Below are 18,938 nucleotides of genomic sequence, written 5' to 3' on the forward strand. Positions count from 1 at the left end.
CGTCAGGTTATTTACTTGCAAATAACTTGACGTCTTCTTCACTTACCTCTTTTCCGCCTAAAATAATCAGGCGTTCTACCACATTACGAAGCTCACGAATATTTCCTGTCCAGTCGTAATCTTTAAGTAAATTTAAAGCTTTCGCTGAAAACTCCTTTTTAGCCGTACCATGTTCACTCGCTATTTTTTCAGAAAAGTGATTCACCAATAACGGAATATCATCCCTACGGTCGTTTAGTGGTGGCACCTGAATTAAAATTACCGCTAATCGATGATACAAGTCCTCACGGAATTTCCCATCGGCGATTTCCTTTTTTAAGTCTTTATTGGTAGCCGCAACCACACGAACATTTACCTTAATATCCTTATCGCTACCCACGCGCTGAATACGACTTTCCTGTAAGGCTCTCAAAACTTTTGCCTGTGCTGGCAAACTCATATCGCCAATTTCATCAAGAAAAATGGTTCCGCCATTAGCGGCTTCAAATTTTCCTGCACGATCTTTAACAGCACTTGTAAAGGCTCCTTTAACATGACCAAACAATTCACTTTCTATCAATTCACTTGGTATGGCTGCACAGTTAACCTCAATCATCGGTCCTTTGTTACGATCACTTTTTTGATGTAACCAATGGGCTACCAATTCCTTACCTGTTCCATTTGGTCCTGTAACCAGAACACGAGCATCGGTTGGTGCAACTTTTTCAATCATATCTTTAATATGTGAAATCGCTTCACTCTCACCTACCATTTGAAAATTCTTCCCGACTTTCTTCTTCAATAACTTATTCTCAACAACAAGTTCCTTTCGGTCTAAAGCATTTCTAACTGTATTTAATAAACGATTTAAATCTGGTGGTTTTGAGATATAATCGAAAGCACCAAGACGCATGGTATTCACAGCTGTGTCTAAATCGCCATGACCAGAAATCATAACCATTGGAATTTCCGGCTTTATTTTTTTAGTTGCTTCCAATACTTCAACACCATCCATTTTAGGCATCTTAATATCACAAAGTACTAAGTCGTAATCGTCATTTTTAATTTTATCGATACCAACTAAACCGTCTTCGGCTTCTTCAACAACATAAGTATCATTTTCTTCTGAAAGAATTTTAACAAGTACGCGACGAATAGCTGCTTCATCTTCTATAATTAAAATTTTGGGCATAATATTTTCCTTTTAAAATTCTATTTATTGATTTGGGTTTTGAATAATATGTATATCGCGTTGTGGGAACGGAATACTAACATTGTGTTCTCTAAACAAACGGTCAATCTCGAAACGAATATCACTTTTTGGTAATCCAGCATTAAAACTATCTGCAAGCGTAAAAACTACACGGAAATCTAAAGAACTATCTCCAAAATTATCGAAACGCACCACGGTTTCTGAAGTTGCCATAACATCAGGATGTGAATTCGCCGCTTGTATTAAAAGTTTTTTTACCAATTGCACATCACTCCCGTAAGCGACACCAACAGCCACACTTTCTCGCGTTGTGGTTCCGTTTTGAGTCCAGTTATACAAACTGTTTTCTAAATACAGATGATTGGGAATAATAAGCACTTTATTATCAATGGTAACTGCTCTGGTGGTTCGTAATTTTATTTCTTCAACGCGACCTACTTTCCCCTCTAATTCTATAATATCGCCAACATGCACGGTTTGATCAACCAAAATAAAAATTCCGGAAATTATATCCTGAAATAAGGTTTGAAGTGCCAAACCAATACCGATCATTAAAGCTGCCGATGCTGCAAAAACCGCGGTAACATTAACGCCTACTGCATTAAGAGTAATTAAAAGAATGATGAGATAGACAAGCCATCTGAAGTAACCGAAAACCACATTAAATTTTCCTTTTTCTTCATCCGGCAACTTTTTAGTAATCAATTTTAAAAGAACGCGAAGCACTAAAGTCGTTATAAAAATGGCTGTAATAATAGCTATAACATCGAGTACCGAAATGTGAATCTTATCGGTTATTTCAACATGCAAGTTTAGAAAATCCTTGATTTTATGTCCCCACGAACTGTTACTTACAGCGTTTTCTATTTTCTCCAATTTTTCTAACTCCTGAATCATATTAATACTTAATCCATTTAATCAGTTCTTTATAACTAGGCTTCTTTCCGTACATTAAAATACCTACTCTGTAAATTTTAGCAGCAAACCATACAGTAAACACAAAAGTACCTATTAAAAGTACAAAAGATACTAATTGTTGCCAAAGCGGTACACCAAAAGGTATACGCATAAGCATAACCACAGGAGATGTTAATGGAATAAATGAAAATACTGTTGATACCGTTCCATGAGGATCTTCAATTACAGTAAATAGACCTATATAAACCGCCAGCATTAACGGCGTAATAATAGGTAACATGAATTGTTGCGTGTCGGTTTCATTATCTACAGCAGCACCAATAGCCGCATACAACGAACTATATAACAAGTATCCGCCGATAAAGAATAAGATAAACGCAAAAATTAAATTAGTTAATGGTAAATTATAAAACGAGGTTACAAAATTTTGAACCTGTTCATTAATTTCTGGATTCGCCATAGCCTGATTCATCATTTCCTGCTGCTGACTTTCCATGACATTAATTCCGAAAACAACAGAAATAATGGTTAGCAGAATACTTCCGATAATCAACCAAATAATAAACTGTGTTATCCCTGCTAAAGAAGTCCCAACAATTTTACCAAACATTAACTGCACTGGTTTTACCGAAGAAATAATAACCTCAATAATTCTACTGGTTTTTTCTTCAATAACACTTCGCATAATCATGTTGCCATAAATAATGATAAACATGAATAGCAAATAACCGGCAGCGCCACCAAAAATAAGTTTTACCACGCTATCGGTTTTTGAAGTCTTTTCTCCTTCAAAACTTTCCTGAGCGATATTAATATTGATTTTTGAAGCGTTAATCATATCGACATCCACGCCATTATCTAACAATTTCAAATTCGTTAGTTTCTTTTCTAACTGACCTTCTAAATCTGAAATAAGTGTTAGTGATGGTGATTCTTCCGAATAAAATTGAATATGCTTTGAAGCATTGTTGGCATCCTTAAAATCACCAATGTAAAGCAAGCCGTAAGCTTCGGTCTCCTTAGCAAAGATTTTAGCTTCACTAAGCGACATATCGTTTAATACATTATAAGTCGTCTTTTCGTTGCTCTTAAAAACATCCTGTACCAAACCAGATTCGTCCAATATTGAAATTATTCTGACTTTTTCGTTATTCAATTGTGTTAAATAAGCAACAACCGAAACAAGAATAATCATAACCAACGGACTCAAAAACGTCATGACTATAAACGATTTGTTTCTAACTTTTGTTAAATACTCTCGCTTTATGATAAGTGGTAAATGGTTCATTTTTTTATTGATTATTCTTTACAGTTTGAATAAAAATATCGTTAACACTTGGTATCAATTCCACGAAATGTGACACCTCCCCTTTAGATGTTAAGTAGTTTAATAAATCGTTTGGGCTTTCTCCGTTCGATAATTTGATGTTTAATTTCAGTTCATCATCTAAGGTTTTAAAATTTGCCGGAGATACAGTAAACTTATCAGATAATTCATTCTGTAAAATGAGATGATCAGCAGTTTTAATACCCACTTCGAAGGTGTTAATTTTATACTGACGTTTAATATCAATCAGCTTTCCGTCTAGTAGTTTATTCGATTTATTAATTAAGGCAATATCGTCGCATAACTCTTCAACCGACTCCATACGGTGCGTTGAAAAAATAACCGTAGCGCCATCTTCACGTAACCTTAAAATTTCGTCTTTAATTAAATTGGCATTAATAGGGTCGAATCCTGAAAAAGGCTCATCGAAAATTAAAAGTTTAGGTTGATGTAACACTGTAACCACAAACTGAATTTTTTGCGCCATTCCTTTTGAAAGTTCCTGAATTTTTTTGTTCCACCAGTCGCCAATTTCCAAACGATCGAACCAGTATTTTAAACGCTCTTTAGCTTCAGCTTTGCTTAAACCTTTTAATTGCGCTAAGTATAAAGCCTGATCACCAACTTTCATCGATTTATATAAACCGCGCTCTTCTGGCAAATACCCGATATCTTTAATATGATTTGCGTTAAGTAACTCGTTATCTATTCTTACCGTACCTGTATCTGGCATGGTAATTTGATTTATGATTCGAATTAATGTGGTTTTTCCGGCGCCATTCGGGCCTAATAATCCGAATATACTGCCTTTTGGAATAGATATAGACACGTTATTTAATGCCCTGAAGTCTCCAAAATGTTTAGAAACCTGATTAACTTCTAATAAGTTGCTCATTGTGTAATTTAAATTGACTAATGATTGGTAAAGATATTAAATGTTAAGAGACCTCTAAATGGTTTCTAGAATTTAATACTAAAAGCCTAATTTATTAATTATAAATCAAATAGCTTTTTGATGTTTTTATAAAAACAAAACCCACCCTTAAAAAGGATTAAGGATGGGAAAAAATTGCTATGAAAAAGAAAAATTATCACTAAAATTAATTTAGTGATGAATCAAATATAGTTTTTTTATTCTTAATTCCAAATAAAATGAATTAAGAACTTTTTAAAAAACAGCAGGTTAGTTTCATTAAACTAAAAACTGCTACTTTTTAAGAAAACATATCTTTTACTTTTTCAAAAAATGATTTATCTGAACTTTCCGGTTTCGGTGCAAAATGTTCATCTTCCTGCATCGACTCGAAAAATTCACGTTGTTGTTTATTTAATGTTTTAGGTGTCCATACATTTACATGTACCAGTAAATCACCTTTTCCGTAGCCGTTAATACTTGGAATACCTTTTCCGCGTAAGCGTAAAATTTTACCAGATTGTACACCTGGCTCAATTTTAATACGCACTTTCCCGGTTACAGTATCTATTTCTTTCGATGTTCCTAAAACCGCATCTGGAAAACTCACATATAAGTCGTAGTGAAGATTGTCGCCTTCACGTTGTAATTTTTCGTGTTGCTCTTCTTCAATAACTACGATAATATCTCCTGGAATACCATTACCTGGAGCTTCGTTTCCTTTTCCTGAAACTTTAAGTTGCATACCATCTACAACCCCAGCTGGAATTTTTATAGAAACGGTTTCTTCTGAAATTTTTAAACCTTGTGCATCAGCATCAGCTGGTTTTTGATCGATAGTTTGACCAGAACCGCCACACGCATTACAAGGTGCAGAAGTTTGCATTCTTCCTAAAATGGTATTTGCTATACGTGTTACCTGCCCAGAACCATTACATGTTGTACAGGTTTTATATGTTGTACCTGGCGCCTGAACTTTACGTTTAACTTTAATTTTTTTATCAACGCCGTTAGCAACTTCTTCTAAAGTTAGCTTAACACGAATTCGCAGGTTGCTTCCTTTAGCACGACGTGGACCACCGCCACCGCCGAAACCTCCGAAGCCGCCACCAAAGCCTCCGCCGAAGATATCACCAAACTGGCTGAATATGTCATCCATATTCATACCGCCACCACCAAAGCCGCCACCATTTTCGAATGCCTGGTGACCAAACTGATCGTAACGTGCTTTTTTATCGGCGTCGCTTAATATTTCGTAAGCTTCTGCTGCTTCTTTAAACTTCGCTTCTGCGTCTTTATTATCCGGATTTTTATCAGGGTGAAATTCAATAGCCTTCTTTCGGTACGCCTTTTTAATTTCGGCTGCACTAGCACCTTTGCTCACACCTAATATTTCGTAATAATCTCTTTTAGCCATGTTCCTTTTTTATTGTCCAATTACTACTTTAGGGAAACGAATTACCTTATCGCCAAGCTTATATCCTTTTTCGATAACATCGATAATTTTTCCTTTTAAATCTTCTGAAGGTGCTGGTATTTGTGTAATCGCCTCATGATTGTCTGCATTAAAAGCATCTCCTTGAGCCGCTTCAATAACTTCTAAACCTTTTTGTTGAAGTGTCGTTTTTAACTTATTGCTGATAAGCTCAACACCCTTCAATAATTCTTTTTCTTCGGTTTTAGAAATTTCAACGTAAGCTCTATCGAAGTCATCTAAAACTGGTAATAGAGACACCATAACATCCTGACTTGCTGTTTTAAACAAATCGATACGCTCTTTAGAAGTTCTTTTTTTATAGTTTTCAAACTCAGCAAATAAGCGTAAAAACTTATCTTTTTCTTGCTTTAATTCGTCTTGAAGCTTTTCTTCAACAGTTTTTTCTTCTACTTGTTCTTCAACCTCAACTGTTTCGTTTTCTACGGCTTCTATTTGCTCCTTTTCTATATCGTGTTCTTTTTTACTCATCGCTGTATCTAAATTTTTATACAAATACTAAAACTGATTGGCAAAAGTACTGCCATTATTGTAAAAATGTCATAATGTCACGAAATAATTTTAGTGGAAATTTATAAAACTGAAGAATTTGCAGAAAGACTATAAAATTTAACTTAATAAATCAGTCAACGCTGGTTGTAAATGATGATGCTTAAAATAGAACCCCTTGTCTTCTATTTTTTTACTGCTTACACGCTGACTATCGAATAAAAGAGTATGCATTTCACCCAAAACCATCTTCATAACAATCTTTGGAATATTAGGCATAAACAAAGGCGCTTCCAATTTATTAGCAATAGTTTTTATTAATTCGGCATTAGTAACAGGATTAGGTGCTACGGCATTATACACTCCAGGCAACTGATGTTTTAAAACATACAAAAACAACTCGGCCAGATCACTTATGTGAATCCAGGATTGCCATTGTTTTCCATCACCAAAAGCAGAGCCTACGCCCATTTTTATAGGTTTCAGCATTTCTTTTAAAGCGCCGCCTTTATTTGACAGGACCAAACCGATACGGATTTTAGAAACTACCATGCCTAACGCTGAAAAAGCATCAACTTCAGATTCCCAGATATGGGTAACTTTACTTAAGAATGAGCTAACTTTAATTTTATAATTTTCCTCGTAATAATTAGTTGAAGAGTCTGGATAAATACCGATAGCACTAGCAGAAATCACTTGTTTTATGGTGTGCATTTCGCCTTTTAAACTATTTACCAGTAAACGGGTAGAATCTCTTCTGCTGGATAAAATTTCTTTTTTGTAGCAAGGTGTCCATCGCTTAGACACAGTTGCACCTGCAAGATGAATTATAGCATCGACATCCTTAAAACAATTGGTATCGATATCCTGAGATTTTGGATTCCAATAAAATCCTTGGTAATCGTCCTTTTGTTCTATTTTCGAATTACTGGTTGTTAAATAATTTACCTGAATACCTTTCTTTAGGCAACATTTTACAATCTCCTTTCCTATTAACCCTGTCGCTCCGGTAATTAAAACCCTCATAATTAATCTTTTTCAATAAGCTTATAACTTCAATTTAAAATTTTGAAACCCTCATTAAGCATTGATTAAATTTACGAAAAGCAAATACCACAAACTATAGATTTATGTTAGGTTTAACATTATCAGAATAAAAAATACAAGGCTAAAAACCATAAAAAAAAAGAATATATTTTACCGAATACTTATAGCTTTTTAACAGCTCTAAGCATTTAGCTTACACTGAATGTTTCGTTGCTCTCAACATTTGGCTTCGCCTAATGCTCAAGACTTTTTTGTAGCCCTGAGCATTTCACGTTTTCCTGGAGGACCAGGCAATTTTTCAACACTAAAACCAACTGCCTGCATGGCACGACGAACACTTCCTTTTGCTGCATAGGTGACCAAAACACCATTTATTTGAAGTGCATCGTACATTTTTTGAAAAATGTTTTCGGTCCATAATTCTGGCTGAACCCGAGCACCAAAAGCATCGAAATAAATAAGATTATATTGTTCTTTTTCCTCTATTTCAGAGAAAAATCGCTTTTGTTTTGTGAGGGTAAAGGCTGGAGTAACATTATGCTTCTCTTCCCAAGAAACCTCATGTAAACTTATAAAAAGAGGAGCCTTATCATCAGCCTGTAATTGACTTGGATAATTTAACTGTACAATTTCATCTTTCAATACAGGGTAACCTTCTACCCCATAATAGTTCATTGTACAGTTCAATTTTTCTGCTTCCAACAATGTGATAAAAGCATTTAATCCTGTACCAAAACCTATTTCTAAAATTGAAATCTCATCGCTTTCTGGTTGAACTTCCAAATAATGATGCAGCCCGTGTTTTATAAATACGTGACATGCTTCCTGAATAGCACCGTGTTTGGAATGATATTGCTCATTCCACTGTGGTAAATGTATGGTAGACGATCCGTCTCCGGTTATAACTACTTCTCTTTCCAACTTATTGTTTTATTAAAACACCTTCGGCCTCGAAAAACAGCGTTCTTTTAGGTTGAGTGATTGCTGCTATTTCCTCTTCAGATTTCCCGGCATCCTGAGCATAATGTTGTAATTCATCAACAGGAACTTCATTTACAAAAGCCTTACCTTCAATAATCACTTCTTTTCCTTCAATATCCTGCGGAACAAAAAAAGCATAATCTTTAAATTTCACCATCACCTCATTACCATCTTCCAAATTTAAAGTCATCCAGCAACCTTTAGCTTTGCAAACGTCCTTAACCTCAGCTATTAATTTATAATTTGTGCTATCTCCAAGATGCATGTCATTATATGCTTTTGCCATCGATTTTACATTGTTCGCATTTATGGCAGTAATTTCTTTCCCAAACGATTCGTAAGACACCTTTTCTTTGCAAGAAAAGAAGAGAAAAACGCAAATCCATGAAAATAATATATTTTTCATCCGTTAAAATTCAATTTTTATTGATTAGTTGTAAATATACTGCTTTTTTAAAAACGTTTTTACTTAAATTTGTAGCATTAAAACAACCTTATTTATGAACTCAATAATCAACGACATAGAGATTATAAAATCAGAAACTACAAAAATAAATGATGTAGATTTTAACAACTTGTCTTTTGGAAGTGTTTTTTCTGACCACATGCTGGAGTGCAACTATAAAGATGGAAAATGGCAAGCTCCAAAAGTAGTGCCTTACCAATCAATAAGTTTAGACCCTTCTGCGAAGATTTTCCATTACGGACAATCGGTTTTCGAAGGTATGAAAGCTTATAAAGATGCTAATGAAGACGTATATTTATTTCGTCCGTTAGACAACTTTAAGCGTTTAAATATTTCGGCCAAGCGTTTAGCGATGCCTGAATTACCTGAAAACTATTTTATGGACGGTTTAAAGGCTTTATTAGAAGTTGATAAAGACTGGATTCCTAAGCAAGATGGTAGTTCGCTATATATTCGTCCGTTTATTTTTGCTTCAGGAAATGGGTTCCATGCTTCACCGGCTAACGAATATAAATTCCTAATCTGTACTGCTCCTTCTGGATCTTATTTCTCTGGAAAAGTAAAAGTATTAATCGAGCAAACCTATTCGCGTTCTGCTAATGGTGGTGTTGGTTTTGCTAAAGCTGGTGGTAACTATGCCGGACAATTTTACCCAACACAATTAGCTGTTGAGAAAGGATACCAACAGGTTATCTGGACAGACGATACAAGTCATGAATACATTGAAGAGGCAGGAGCTATGAATATTTTTGTTCGTATTAACGACACTTTAATTACTGCGCCTACAAGTGACAGAATTTTAGATGGTATTACCCGTAAAAGTATTGTTGAATTAGCTAAAGCTGAAGGTATTGATGTTGAAGTAAGAAAACTTTCGGTTCATGAAGTTGTTGAAGCTGCTAAAAACGGATCTTTAAAAGAAATGTTTGGGGCCGGAACTGCTGCTGTAATCTCTCCTATTTCAGGATTTGGATACAAAGATGAAGATTTTGAATTACCTGAATTAGAAGAAAATTTTGCAAGCTTCTTAAAGAAACGTATTACCGATATTCAAACGAATAAAGTGGAAGATCCTTACGGATGGAGATACAAAGTAGACTAAGCACTACTTAAAAATATTGATATTAAAAAAAGAGAAGCTAAATAGCTTCTCTTTTTTTATTTATCTAAAATGGATGCGATATCTGGTTTAAAATAATTTGGTCCCTTAAGTACTTTACCGTCTTCTCTATAAATTGGCTGACCATTTTCTCCTAACTTACTCATATTGCTTCGCTGAATTTCTTCGAAAACCTCTTCAATTTTATATTGCATTCCGTGTTCTATAATCGTTCCACACAAAATATAAAGCATATCACCTAAAGCATCGGCAACCTCTACCAAGTCGTTATTATTTGCAGCTTCCAAATACTCTTCGTTTTCCTCTTTCATTAAATTAAAACGCAAAGTATTTTTTTCTAAACCCAAATCGGCCGTTGGTGTTTCCCTATGTCCTATTTTAAACGCTGTATGAAATGCCTTTACAGCTTCAATTTTATTCTTCATTTATCTATTATTTCTGAAATCTGTTTTACTATTTTTGCCTAAAATTAATTATATGTTTAGTAAAGGTCAAATCATTTTCGGAATTATATTTTTTATTGTATTCTCTATCATTATAGGATTCATGTACCGAAAAGATTTAAAACTACACCGAAAATTCTATAAAGGCAGTATTTGGATGCTATTAGCTTTCATCGGATTCATCCTTTTTATTGTTGCAATAAAATTTTTCTTAAAATAAGACGCAACCTTTTTGCGTTTTATGCATCATAAGAATGACTAACACAAACAACAAACACTTATGGATGTACTAATTATAATTGGTTGTCTGCTTTTAATTAATGCTTTTCTACTTATTTTTAGTGTTAATAAAAAAACAGAACCCTAAAATTTTCCATAAACTTAACCTACTTGTTTTTTCAGTCTCGTCTTAATTAAAGGATTCTGTTTTTTTTTTATAATGTAATTTCTAAAATCGTTCTAGTTGACTTCTGGTAAGAAGTTGTAACGATTACTGTAGTCTAACATTTGTTCTTCAAATGTTTCCGGTTGAGTTACTTCTATTGCCGTAATTTCACCATTTTCATCTGTTAAAGGAACCAACACAGGATTTACAAATCCACTATAAGGTGCTGATTTAAACTGAGCATTACGTTCTAATATCTCTGCATGAAGTTTTTGATCTACTTTTACACCATAACCTTCAACTAAAGCCTCTACAGCTGTAAAATCTCCTTCAGATTTTATACGTTGTGTTTCTCTTAATAAATCTCCAAACAACTTATGAAGCTTCTCGTAATCGGTAATATTTAAATACGTTTTTCCGTCACGTGTTACTTTTTCAATAACATTTTCAGCTTGTCCTTTTTCAAATACCCAAGCCGATACCCACTGGCGGTTACGCATGTGAGCTTCTTCAACATCATCTCCCAAATTTAAACGGATTAATTGCGTCATTAAACCATTTCTAATGTATTCATCGTAAGCAGCTTTACCTACCTTTTGCCAATCTTCAACCAGACCTAATTCCTGTAATTTAGAATCATACAAATAATAAAGTGCCACTAAATCTGCACGGCCCTCCTCTAAGGTTGAAGCATAATTTTTAAGCGTTTCTTTAGTTTCACCTACACCAGGATTTAACTGCCCTGAAGCATGACCTACAACCTCATGTAACGCTGTATGTAGTTTATCTGCTAACTGACCGTAAGTTTCTTCTAATTCTAATTCTTCGGCATCGTTAACAAACTCTTTTAAACGCTCTGAACCACCTGCATTGTTGTAAGAAGCAACAATATTTCCCAAAGAAACCGACTTACTTCCAACTGCGGCACGAATCCAGTTGGCGTTTGGTAAATTAACCCCTATTGGTGTACTTGGTGAAGCATCGCCAGCTTCTCCTGCTACATTAACTACCTTATACGTTACTCCAACAACATTTTTCTTTTTATGTTCTTCCATTAATGGTGAGTTATCTTCAAACCATTGCGCGTTATCCGATAATACTGCCATTTTTTTAGACATATCGAAATCTTTAATCTGGATAATACTCTCGTATGAACCACGATACCCTAACGGATCGTTATATACTTCAATAAAACTGTTAATGTAATCTATATTACCTTCGGTAGCGGCAGTCCAGGCTACATTGTAATCATCCCAGCTTTGTAAATCTCCAGTTTTGTAATACTCAATCAATAAACCTAACGCATTTCCCTGAGCCTCATTTTCCGCAACGCCTTTGGCTAATTCCAACCATTTGATGATTTCATCAATGGCTTCTCCATATAAACCTTCCGATTTATATTTTTGTTCTTTTAAAACACCATTTTCTTTTACTAACTTTGAATTCAACCCATACGACAATGGTTTTGTTGGGTCTGGTGACTGCATTGCTTTATAAAAAGTTTCCACATCTGAATTGGTAACACCCTCACCATAAAAGTTAACAGCTGAAGCAGACACATTATCAATTCCTTTAGCTAAATTTACTTTTTTAGCATCCTTATCATTGAAAATAACATCGAACGCTTCGCCTTCCAATTCCGTATCAGTTTCAGCCAAAAGCATCTTTAAATACTCTGATGAAAATTCAGGTTTTAATTTGTCGTTTGAATAGTGATGGTGAATACCATTACTGAACCACACACGCTTTAAGTAAACCACAAAAGCATTCCAATCTTCCGATGTTTTATCGCCTTCATAATTAGTATAAACCTGCTCTAAAGCTTCACGGATTGTTAAATTATACTTGTAGTTCTGATCCCAAATAATATCACGACCAGAAAGTCCAGCCTGTGTTAAATAATACACTAATTTCTGCTCTTTCAGGGTTAAATTCTCCCATCCCGGAATCTGGTATCGCAACACCTTAATATCCGCAAACTGTTCTACATTGTAATTAAACGGAGCTTCTACAATCTTAGCATCTGTAGCGTCTTCGGGTGCTGTTTTCGCCTTATCATTTCCACAGGAAAATAATGTAGCTGAAACAAAAGCAACACCAAGTATTTGTTTTAAATTCATTTTTTTGGATTTTTAAGTTCGAAAACAGGCTGAATTAGCATTTAAAAACAATTAACCCGTTCTCGTTATTGAATTTTTATTATAAAGTCCACAAATGTAATAATTTCTCAACAAGAATTATAAATTCATTATCTTTGATATAGCAACTCCACTAAAAAAAAGATTGACATGAAATCTTTCAAATACATACTATTCTTACTACTCATTGCCGTTATTGGTACGTCTATTTATGTCGCTATTCAGCCAAATACTTTCGAAGTAAGCAGAACACGAACCATTCAAGCTCCTGCGTCTGTGATTTATAACAATGTTATTGATTTTAAAAACTGGAAAGACTGGTCGTCTTGGGTTGAAGCTGACCCTGACATGAAATTAATTTACCCTGAGCAAACATCAGGGATTAACAGCTCCTATTCTTGGGAAGATGAAAGCGGACTTGGAAGTTTGACAACACTTGAAACAGTTCCAAATGCTACCATATACCAACAAATGCAAATCGCAGAATTTCCTGCCTCTAATATTAACTGGACATTTACCCCTAATGAAGATGGTTCTACTAATGTTACCTGGAGTATTTCAGGGAATGAACTCCCTTTCGGTTTCAAAGCTTACACGGCTTTTACAGGAAGCATGGAAGAACAAATCGGCCCACATTACGAACGTAGTCTGGAAAAATTAGATAGTATTGTTTTAGCCAGCATGCAAGTGTACAGCGTAAAAGTAAATGGTATTACCAGTTTTGCCGGTGAACATTTTCTTTATAACTCCATTACCTGTAAAATAAGTGAGTCTGAAGAAAAAATGCAGGAGATGTTTAATGAAATTCAGGCTTATGTTAAAGAACACAATATTTCGTCTTCTGGTGCACCATTTGTAAATTACACCAAATGGGGCGACGTTAGCAATACAGCTGAATTTTCCTGTTGCATACCAACAAACGAAGAAGTTACCACGACCAGCAGTCATATTTTAATGGGTAAATTAGATCCCTTTAGAGCTGTGAAAACAACTTTAAAAGGCGATTACAGTAATTCAAAAGAAGCCTGGGAAACCGCTTTAAAATACATTCCTGATGCGGGATTAGAATTTACCGAAAATGGCCCTATGTTAGAAGTCTACTTAACAAACCCTGAAACTACACCAAATCCAGCCGATTGGGTAACCGAAATTTATATAGCCATTAAAGAAGATCCTGTTAATGCTTTTTAAAGGCTTTTACTCCGGCTTCAATACGAGTAGCCAAATAATTTTCTCTTGGCACAATTGGGCATGAATATTTATCATTGTATGAGCAATACGGATTATAAGCTTTATTAAAATCTATTATGATGGTATCTCCCTTTGGAATTCGAGCATCAATATAACGACCTCCTCCGTAGCTTTCTTCGCCACTGGTTTCATCAAAAAATGGCAAAAACAGATAATTTTCATAGCCTTCCTTTGTCATTAAATCCTTATCCTGATAGATATTCAATTTGAAAGATTCTCCTTTTAATTCAAAATTTAAAATACCATAAATTCGCTTTTCAGAAATACGGCTTGTTGTAGTTTTCATTGGCACAAATTCCGAATCAGGCATCAACTCTAATATTGCCTTAACCACATATATTGAGTCATTTTTAAAGAATTCCAAGCCTTCAAAAGTCTTTCTATCTTCATCTTTTAAAGGCGATGTTGTAGCATCTTTATATTCGGCATTCAACTCTTGCTGAAAGGCGGTTTCACCTAAATTATACTGCTTTTTATTTTGGCAACTTACTATACCTAAAGCAAGTAGAGACCATACTAAAAAATACTTCATTTAAACAATTTTTGATTTCAAAAATACAACTTACAATTATTTTATATAAGTTTGTAATTCATAAAATTAGACTATGCGCTATATGATCACAATTTGTAAAAAGCAATATACCTCTGTGAGAGAACGAGGTCGGGCTTGCTATATATTGTGATGATATCATTATAAAATTATATTACAATGTATTAAAAGTCCGACTTAACCGTCGGACTTTTTTATTTTTATAACTATTACCAACCATATAATGAAAACACTTTTTAAAAACTACATAGATACTTTTCGAGGACTCTCGGAAGAAATATGGTGGCTGGCACTTATTACTTTTATAAACCGAGCCGGTACTATGGTTATTCCGTTTCTATCTCTTTACCTAAAAGAAGATTTACACTTTTCGGTAAGTCAGGTAGGGTGGATTATGAGTGCCTTTGGTTTGGGCTCGGTTGTTGGCTCTTGGATTGGGGGTAAACTAACCGACAAAATTGGTTACTACAAAGTTATGGTTAGAAGTTTACTTGCTACAGGGGTTTTATTCGTTCTATTACAATTTCTAAATACATTCGTATCGATATGTGTTGGGATATTTATTGTTATGATGGTTGCCGATGCCTTTCGTCCAGCTATATTTGTGGCATTAAATGCCTATAGCAAACCCGAAAATAAAATCCGTTCATTAACATTAATTCGTTTGGCCATTAATCTTGGATTTTCGGCAGGACCAGCTATTGGTGGTATGATTATCACAGGTCTTGGGTATTCCGGTTTATTCTGGGTAGATGGAATAACCTGTGCCATTGCTGCTCTTGTTATGGTTAAAGTTTTAAATCCTAAAAAAACCAAAGTACTAGACGAGATTAAAAACGACAATCCGGTTTCAGCTTATAAAGACCATGCCTTTTTGGTGTTCTTTATAGCAATGGTTCTATTTGGCATTGTATTCTTGCAATACTTTTCATCTATTACTATTTACTATAAAGATGTGCATCTGTTAAGTGAATTTGAAATCGGTTTGATTTTAGGCTTAAATGGTTTTGTTATTTTTATCTTTGAAATGCCTTTAATCAAATGGTTGGAAAATACAGCTTTTACCAAATTATGGTTGGTGTTTTTCGGAGCTGTTTTAACAGGAATCAGTTTTCTAATTTTAAACTTTACTTCCTGGACCGGCATTCTGGTTATTGGTATGTTACTGGTAACTTTTGGCGAAATGATTGCCTTTCCGTTTTCTAATGCCTTTGCCATAGAACGTGCCAAAAAAGGAAATCAGGGTGAATACATGGCGTTATATTCCATATCATTTTCAGTGGCGCATATTTTTGGTCATAATGCAGGATTGCAGCTAACGGCAGGTTTAGGATTTGAAATTACATGGTATATTATTGCAGGTTTAGCCCTAATATGTGCCTTGATATTATTTAGTTTAAACAGAAGATTAAATAATTTAAAAAGATACAAAACCGTAAATTGAAACAAATTATTAAGACCTAATTGTTTAAATAAGCAATATGGTTGATAATTTTAATAAATGAGATGAGAAATACTTTTGATGTTTTAATAATTGGCGCAGGACCTATTGGTATTAACTGCGCCTTAGAATGTAAAAAAAGAGGATGGAATTATGTTGTGATTGAAAAAGGAGCTTTAACCAATTCACTTTTCAACTATCCTAAAAACATGACCTTCTTCTCAACATCTGAAAAATTAGAAATTGATGAGATTCCATTTATTAGTAACAACCCGAAACCTAATCGTGATGAAGCTTTAGAGTACTATCGACGGGTCGTGACTTCCAATAAACTTAACATACATTTATATGAAACTGTAAAGCATATTGAAAAAGAAAAGGAAATATTTAAAGTAACGACATCAAAAACTGAATATTTAGCTAAAAAAGTCATCATCTCAACAGGGTTTTACGACATCCCAAAACTTATTAATGTACCTGGTGAAGATTTACCAAAAGTGACACATTATTACAAGGAAGCACACAACTATTCCTTACAAAAAGTAATTGTTGTTGGCGCCAGTAATTCATCGGTTGATGCGGCATTGGAAATTTGGCGTAAAGGCGGTGATGTAACCATGGTAGTTCGAGGTGAAACCATCGGCGAACGTGTAAAATACTGGGTACGCCCCGATATTATAAATCGTATTAATGAAGGTAGCATTAAAGCCTATTTTAATTCTGAAATCACGAAAATAGACTCCGAAACCGTAGAGATTAAAACTCCTAAAGGCAATTTGACTTTAGAAAACGATTATGTTGTAGCGCTTACAGGTTATTTACCCGATTTTAATTTTTTAAAACAAAGTCATATTGCATTGTCTGATGATGGCAGAAACATTCCAAACTACAACCCTGAAACTATGGAGTCAAACATTGAAGGCTTGTATTTAGCGGGTGTTATTTGCGGTGGTAATGAAACACATAAGTGGTTTATTGAAAATTCACGAATTCATGCGAAACTCATTGCTGAACATATTGAAAGTTTAAATGAAAGTACAGAATAATGAACCTTAATCAAGTTACTATTCCTTCTGTTGATGTCGAAAAGGCAACAAAATTCTATGAAACATTAGGACTCAAACTTATTGTAGATTCTATTCCAAGATATGTTCGATTTGAATGTCCTGACGGAAACAGTACATTCTCAATTCATCAGGTTGAAGCTCTACCAAAAGAACTAAGAGCAACTATCTATTTCGAAGTTGATAATGTGGATCAAACGGTTTTAACCTTACAGCAAAAGGGCATTGCTTTCGAGAGTTTTCCTGAAGATAAACCCTGGTTATGGCGTGAAGCTCATTTAAATGATTTAGACGGTAATCCTATTATTATATATCACGCAGGTAAGAACCGAAAAAATCCGCCGTGGCGGATTTCTTAACCTATTATTTTAGGGGTTTTATTTCCTTAAATCGTGTAACGTGCGACAACACGATTTGAGTTTTTGTTTCTCCGTAAATAATCAATTGATCTATAAAAGTTTCCAAATGCTTCTGGTTTTTAAGCACCACTTCCATTACAATGTTTTCGTTTCCTGTAATGCGGTAACAGTTTAAAACCTCATCGTAAGTTTTTACTTTTTCTAAAAAAGGTTTCAGCTTTCCTATAAAAGCACGCAAGGTTATTATGGCTTTTAATTGATATCCCATATCTAATGGAGACACTACAGTTTTATATCCTAAAATAATTCCGGCATCTTCCATCTTCTTAATACGCTCGGAAACCGCTGGTGAACTTATTCCCACCTGACGCCCAATTTCGGCATTAGACTGCCTTGCATTCTGCTGTAAACACTTCAAAATCTTCCAGTTAAGCGCATCTAAAACCATTTTTAAGATAAATTAGATTAAAAAATTAAATATTAAAGTAAATATACGATTTTACTTTAAATATTAAAGATGAATATGAAATCTTGTCTGTAATTTTGATAAAAACGCTAAAGAGAAAAAGATCATGTCATACAATACCCCACAAAACCTATCGGAATTACCGATTTATAAAAAAGCGATAGAAATTTTCGCACTATCGCAAAGCATATCATCGTACTTAAATCACGATTTATCAGAGCTTAAACCTGATGGTTCTGAAGATAGTAATATCTATTTTTCTGGTGATATTGTTCAGCAATCTATATCATTAGCTCCAGAAATTGCCTGTGTAGAATTAGAGCGTTACACCGATAAAAGACATAAACACATTGCTACTTTAAAACGCTTAACAAACAAATTATACCGAAACTCTTACCGTTTAGAGAAATCTAATAGCAACGGAAAAGACTTTTTACCTATTTTACGTAGTGAGTTGAAAAAATTCAAACAACTTCAACGTACCTGGTTATTAACTTTATAGCCTAAAACATTTTTTCTCTTTTCTTTCATTTAATACATCCCAATTCATAAAAATAAAAAGCAGAATTAATATGAGCTCTTATAGCTCATATTAATTCTGCCTTCCTAGCAGTTTCTATAAACTGCTTTAAAGTTCTTCTTTGAGGCCGTTATAGCATGTTTTATCTATTTTCATTTTAGAATGTTGCCTCCCCTTACATAATAATAAAAGTAATGTTCTCCGTATAAATCTTCTTTTTAAATAAATTTAACTTGCTTTATCTAAATTCACTATGTAACTATCGATTTCATAGTATTTCTCCGATTTAATAACGTTTAATAGCCAGTCGATGTGATTCTCAGACCTTCTGTTAAAATTGTAATTTAAAGTTGCTTCCATAATAATGTATTTT

Annotated in this window: 20 protein-coding genes; 6 read left to right on the forward strand and 14 right to left on the reverse strand. The window is 34.3% G+C overall.

Annotated features, from left to right (window positions below; translation table 11 throughout):
- Positions 1–7: 7 nt before the first annotated feature.
- The 9 genes from R1X58_RS00540 to R1X58_RS00580 all read right to left on the reverse strand — a co-directional run bounded on the left by R1X58_RS00540 (position 8) and on the right by R1X58_RS00580 (position 8,768).
- Complete coding sequence (locus R1X58_RS00540) at positions 8–1,171, reverse strand: sigma-54-dependent transcriptional regulator (RefSeq protein ID WP_240571117.1); 1,164 nt, start codon at positions 1,169–1,171, stop codon at positions 8–10.
- A 24-nt stretch (positions 1,172–1,195) separates the two neighbouring features.
- Entirely contained in the window at positions 1,196–2,089 is an 894-nt protein-coding gene (locus R1X58_RS00545) for a mechanosensitive ion channel family protein (protein WP_240571119.1), read from the reverse strand.
- 1 nt (position 2,090) lies between these two features.
- Positions 2,091–3,398, reverse strand: a complete 1,308-nt coding sequence (locus R1X58_RS00550) for an ABC transporter permease (RefSeq protein ID WP_240571121.1) — start codon at positions 3,396–3,398, stop codon at positions 2,091–2,093.
- Positions 3,399–3,402: 4 nt separating this feature from the next.
- On the reverse strand, positions 3,403–4,332 hold the full coding sequence (locus tag R1X58_RS00555) for an ABC transporter ATP-binding protein (protein ID WP_240571124.1): 930 nt from the start codon (positions 4,330–4,332) through the stop codon (positions 3,403–3,405).
- 319 nt (positions 4,333–4,651) lie between these two features.
- Positions 4,652–5,767, reverse strand: coding sequence for a molecular chaperone DnaJ (gene dnaJ, locus R1X58_RS00560; protein ID WP_240571126.1), 1,116 nt, complete (start codon positions 5,765–5,767; stop codon positions 4,652–4,654).
- A gap of 9 nt (positions 5,768–5,776) precedes the next feature.
- Positions 5,777–6,316, reverse strand: coding sequence for a nucleotide exchange factor GrpE (locus tag R1X58_RS00565; RefSeq protein ID WP_240571128.1), 540 nt, complete (start codon positions 6,314–6,316; stop codon positions 5,777–5,779).
- A 138-nt stretch (positions 6,317–6,454) separates the two neighbouring features.
- The gene (locus R1X58_RS00570) at positions 6,455–7,360 is read right to left on the reverse strand and encodes a TIGR01777 family oxidoreductase (protein WP_240571130.1); all 906 of its coding nucleotides are present in this window, start codon (positions 7,358–7,360) and stop codon (positions 6,455–6,457) included.
- 261 nt (positions 7,361–7,621) lie between these two features.
- Positions 7,622–8,302, reverse strand: coding sequence for a tRNA (5-methylaminomethyl-2-thiouridine)(34)-methyltransferase MnmD (mnmD, locus tag R1X58_RS00575; protein WP_240571134.1), 681 nt, complete (start codon positions 8,300–8,302; stop codon positions 7,622–7,624).
- A gap of 1 nt (position 8,303) precedes the next feature.
- Complete coding sequence (locus tag R1X58_RS00580) at positions 8,304–8,768, reverse strand: DUF4920 domain-containing protein (protein WP_240571136.1); 465 nt, start codon at positions 8,766–8,768, stop codon at positions 8,304–8,306.
- A 94-nt stretch (positions 8,769–8,862) separates the two neighbouring features.
- Between R1X58_RS00580 and R1X58_RS00585 the strand changes: the two genes are divergently transcribed.
- Positions 8,863–9,930 carry a branched-chain amino acid aminotransferase gene (locus R1X58_RS00585; RefSeq protein ID WP_240571139.1) on the forward strand — a complete coding sequence of 356 codons (1,068 nt, stop codon included), beginning with the start codon at positions 8,863–8,865 and terminating at the stop codon, positions 9,928–9,930.
- A 56-nt stretch (positions 9,931–9,986) separates the two neighbouring features.
- Here R1X58_RS00585 and R1X58_RS00590 read toward each other — a convergent pair whose 3' ends face one another.
- Both R1X58_RS00590 and R1X58_RS00595 read right to left on the reverse strand, forming a co-directional pair.
- Positions 9,987–10,373: a nucleoside triphosphate pyrophosphohydrolase family protein gene (locus tag R1X58_RS00590; RefSeq protein WP_240571141.1), complete on the reverse strand. Its 387-nt coding sequence runs from the start codon at positions 10,371–10,373 to the stop codon at positions 9,987–9,989.
- A gap of 477 nt (positions 10,374–10,850) precedes the next feature.
- Positions 10,851–12,896 carry a dipeptidyl peptidase 3 gene (locus R1X58_RS00595; protein WP_240571147.1) on the reverse strand — a complete coding sequence of 682 codons (2,046 nt, stop codon included), beginning with the start codon at positions 12,894–12,896 and terminating at the stop codon, positions 10,851–10,853.
- A 168-nt stretch (positions 12,897–13,064) separates the two neighbouring features.
- Here R1X58_RS00595 and R1X58_RS00600 point away from each other — a divergent pair, with 168 nt between their 5' ends.
- Positions 13,065–14,105: an SRPBCC family protein gene (locus R1X58_RS00600; protein WP_240571150.1), complete on the forward strand. Its 1,041-nt coding sequence runs from the start codon at positions 13,065–13,067 to the stop codon at positions 14,103–14,105.
- Here the strand turns inward: R1X58_RS00600 and R1X58_RS00605 are convergent.
- Complete coding sequence (locus R1X58_RS00605; protein ID WP_240571166.1) at positions 14,092–14,697, reverse strand: DUF1684 domain-containing protein; 606 nt, start codon at positions 14,695–14,697, stop codon at positions 14,092–14,094. The genes R1X58_RS00600 and R1X58_RS00605 overlap by 14 nt on opposite strands.
- A 241-nt stretch (positions 14,698–14,938) precedes the next feature.
- On the opposite strand from R1X58_RS00605, the gene R1X58_RS00610 reads away from it, so the two are divergent.
- The 3 genes from R1X58_RS00610 to R1X58_RS00620 all read left to right on the forward strand — a co-directional run bounded on the left by R1X58_RS00610 (position 14,939) and on the right by R1X58_RS00620 (position 17,579).
- Positions 14,939–16,159: an MDR family MFS transporter gene (locus R1X58_RS00610; RefSeq protein ID WP_240571168.1), complete on the forward strand. Its 1,221-nt coding sequence runs from the start codon at positions 14,939–14,941 to the stop codon at positions 16,157–16,159.
- Positions 16,160–16,221: 62 nt separating this feature from the next.
- Entirely contained in the window at positions 16,222–17,202 is a 981-nt protein-coding gene (locus R1X58_RS00615) for a YpdA family putative bacillithiol disulfide reductase (protein ID WP_240571169.1), read from the forward strand.
- The gene (locus R1X58_RS00620; RefSeq protein ID WP_240571172.1) at positions 17,202–17,579 is read left to right on the forward strand and encodes a VOC family protein; all 378 of its coding nucleotides are present in this window, start codon (positions 17,202–17,204) and stop codon (positions 17,577–17,579) included. The genes R1X58_RS00615 and R1X58_RS00620 overlap by 1 nt, the downstream gene beginning before the upstream one ends.
- A gap of 4 nt (positions 17,580–17,583) precedes the next feature.
- Here R1X58_RS00620 and R1X58_RS00625 read toward each other — a convergent pair whose 3' ends face one another.
- Positions 17,584–18,027, reverse strand: coding sequence for an Lrp/AsnC family transcriptional regulator (locus R1X58_RS00625; protein ID WP_240571175.1), 444 nt, complete (start codon positions 18,025–18,027; stop codon positions 17,584–17,586).
- Positions 18,028–18,151: 124 nt separating this feature from the next.
- Here R1X58_RS00625 and R1X58_RS00630 point away from each other — a divergent pair, with 124 nt between their 5' ends.
- Positions 18,152–18,547, forward strand: coding sequence for a hypothetical protein (locus R1X58_RS00630; protein ID WP_240571178.1), 396 nt, complete (start codon positions 18,152–18,154; stop codon positions 18,545–18,547).
- 246 nt (positions 18,548–18,793) lie between these two features.
- Here the strand turns inward: R1X58_RS00630 and R1X58_RS00635 are convergent, their stop codons facing one another.
- Positions 18,794–18,925: a hypothetical protein gene (locus R1X58_RS00635; RefSeq protein ID WP_258225834.1), complete on the reverse strand. Its 132-nt coding sequence runs from the start codon at positions 18,923–18,925 to the stop codon at positions 18,794–18,796.
- Between the last annotated feature and the right edge of the window lie 13 nt (positions 18,926–18,938).

It is taken from the genome of Aestuariibaculum lutulentum (assembly GCF_032926325.1).
Lineage (GTDB): Bacteria > Bacteroidota > Bacteroidia > Flavobacteriales > Flavobacteriaceae > Aestuariibaculum > Aestuariibaculum lutulentum.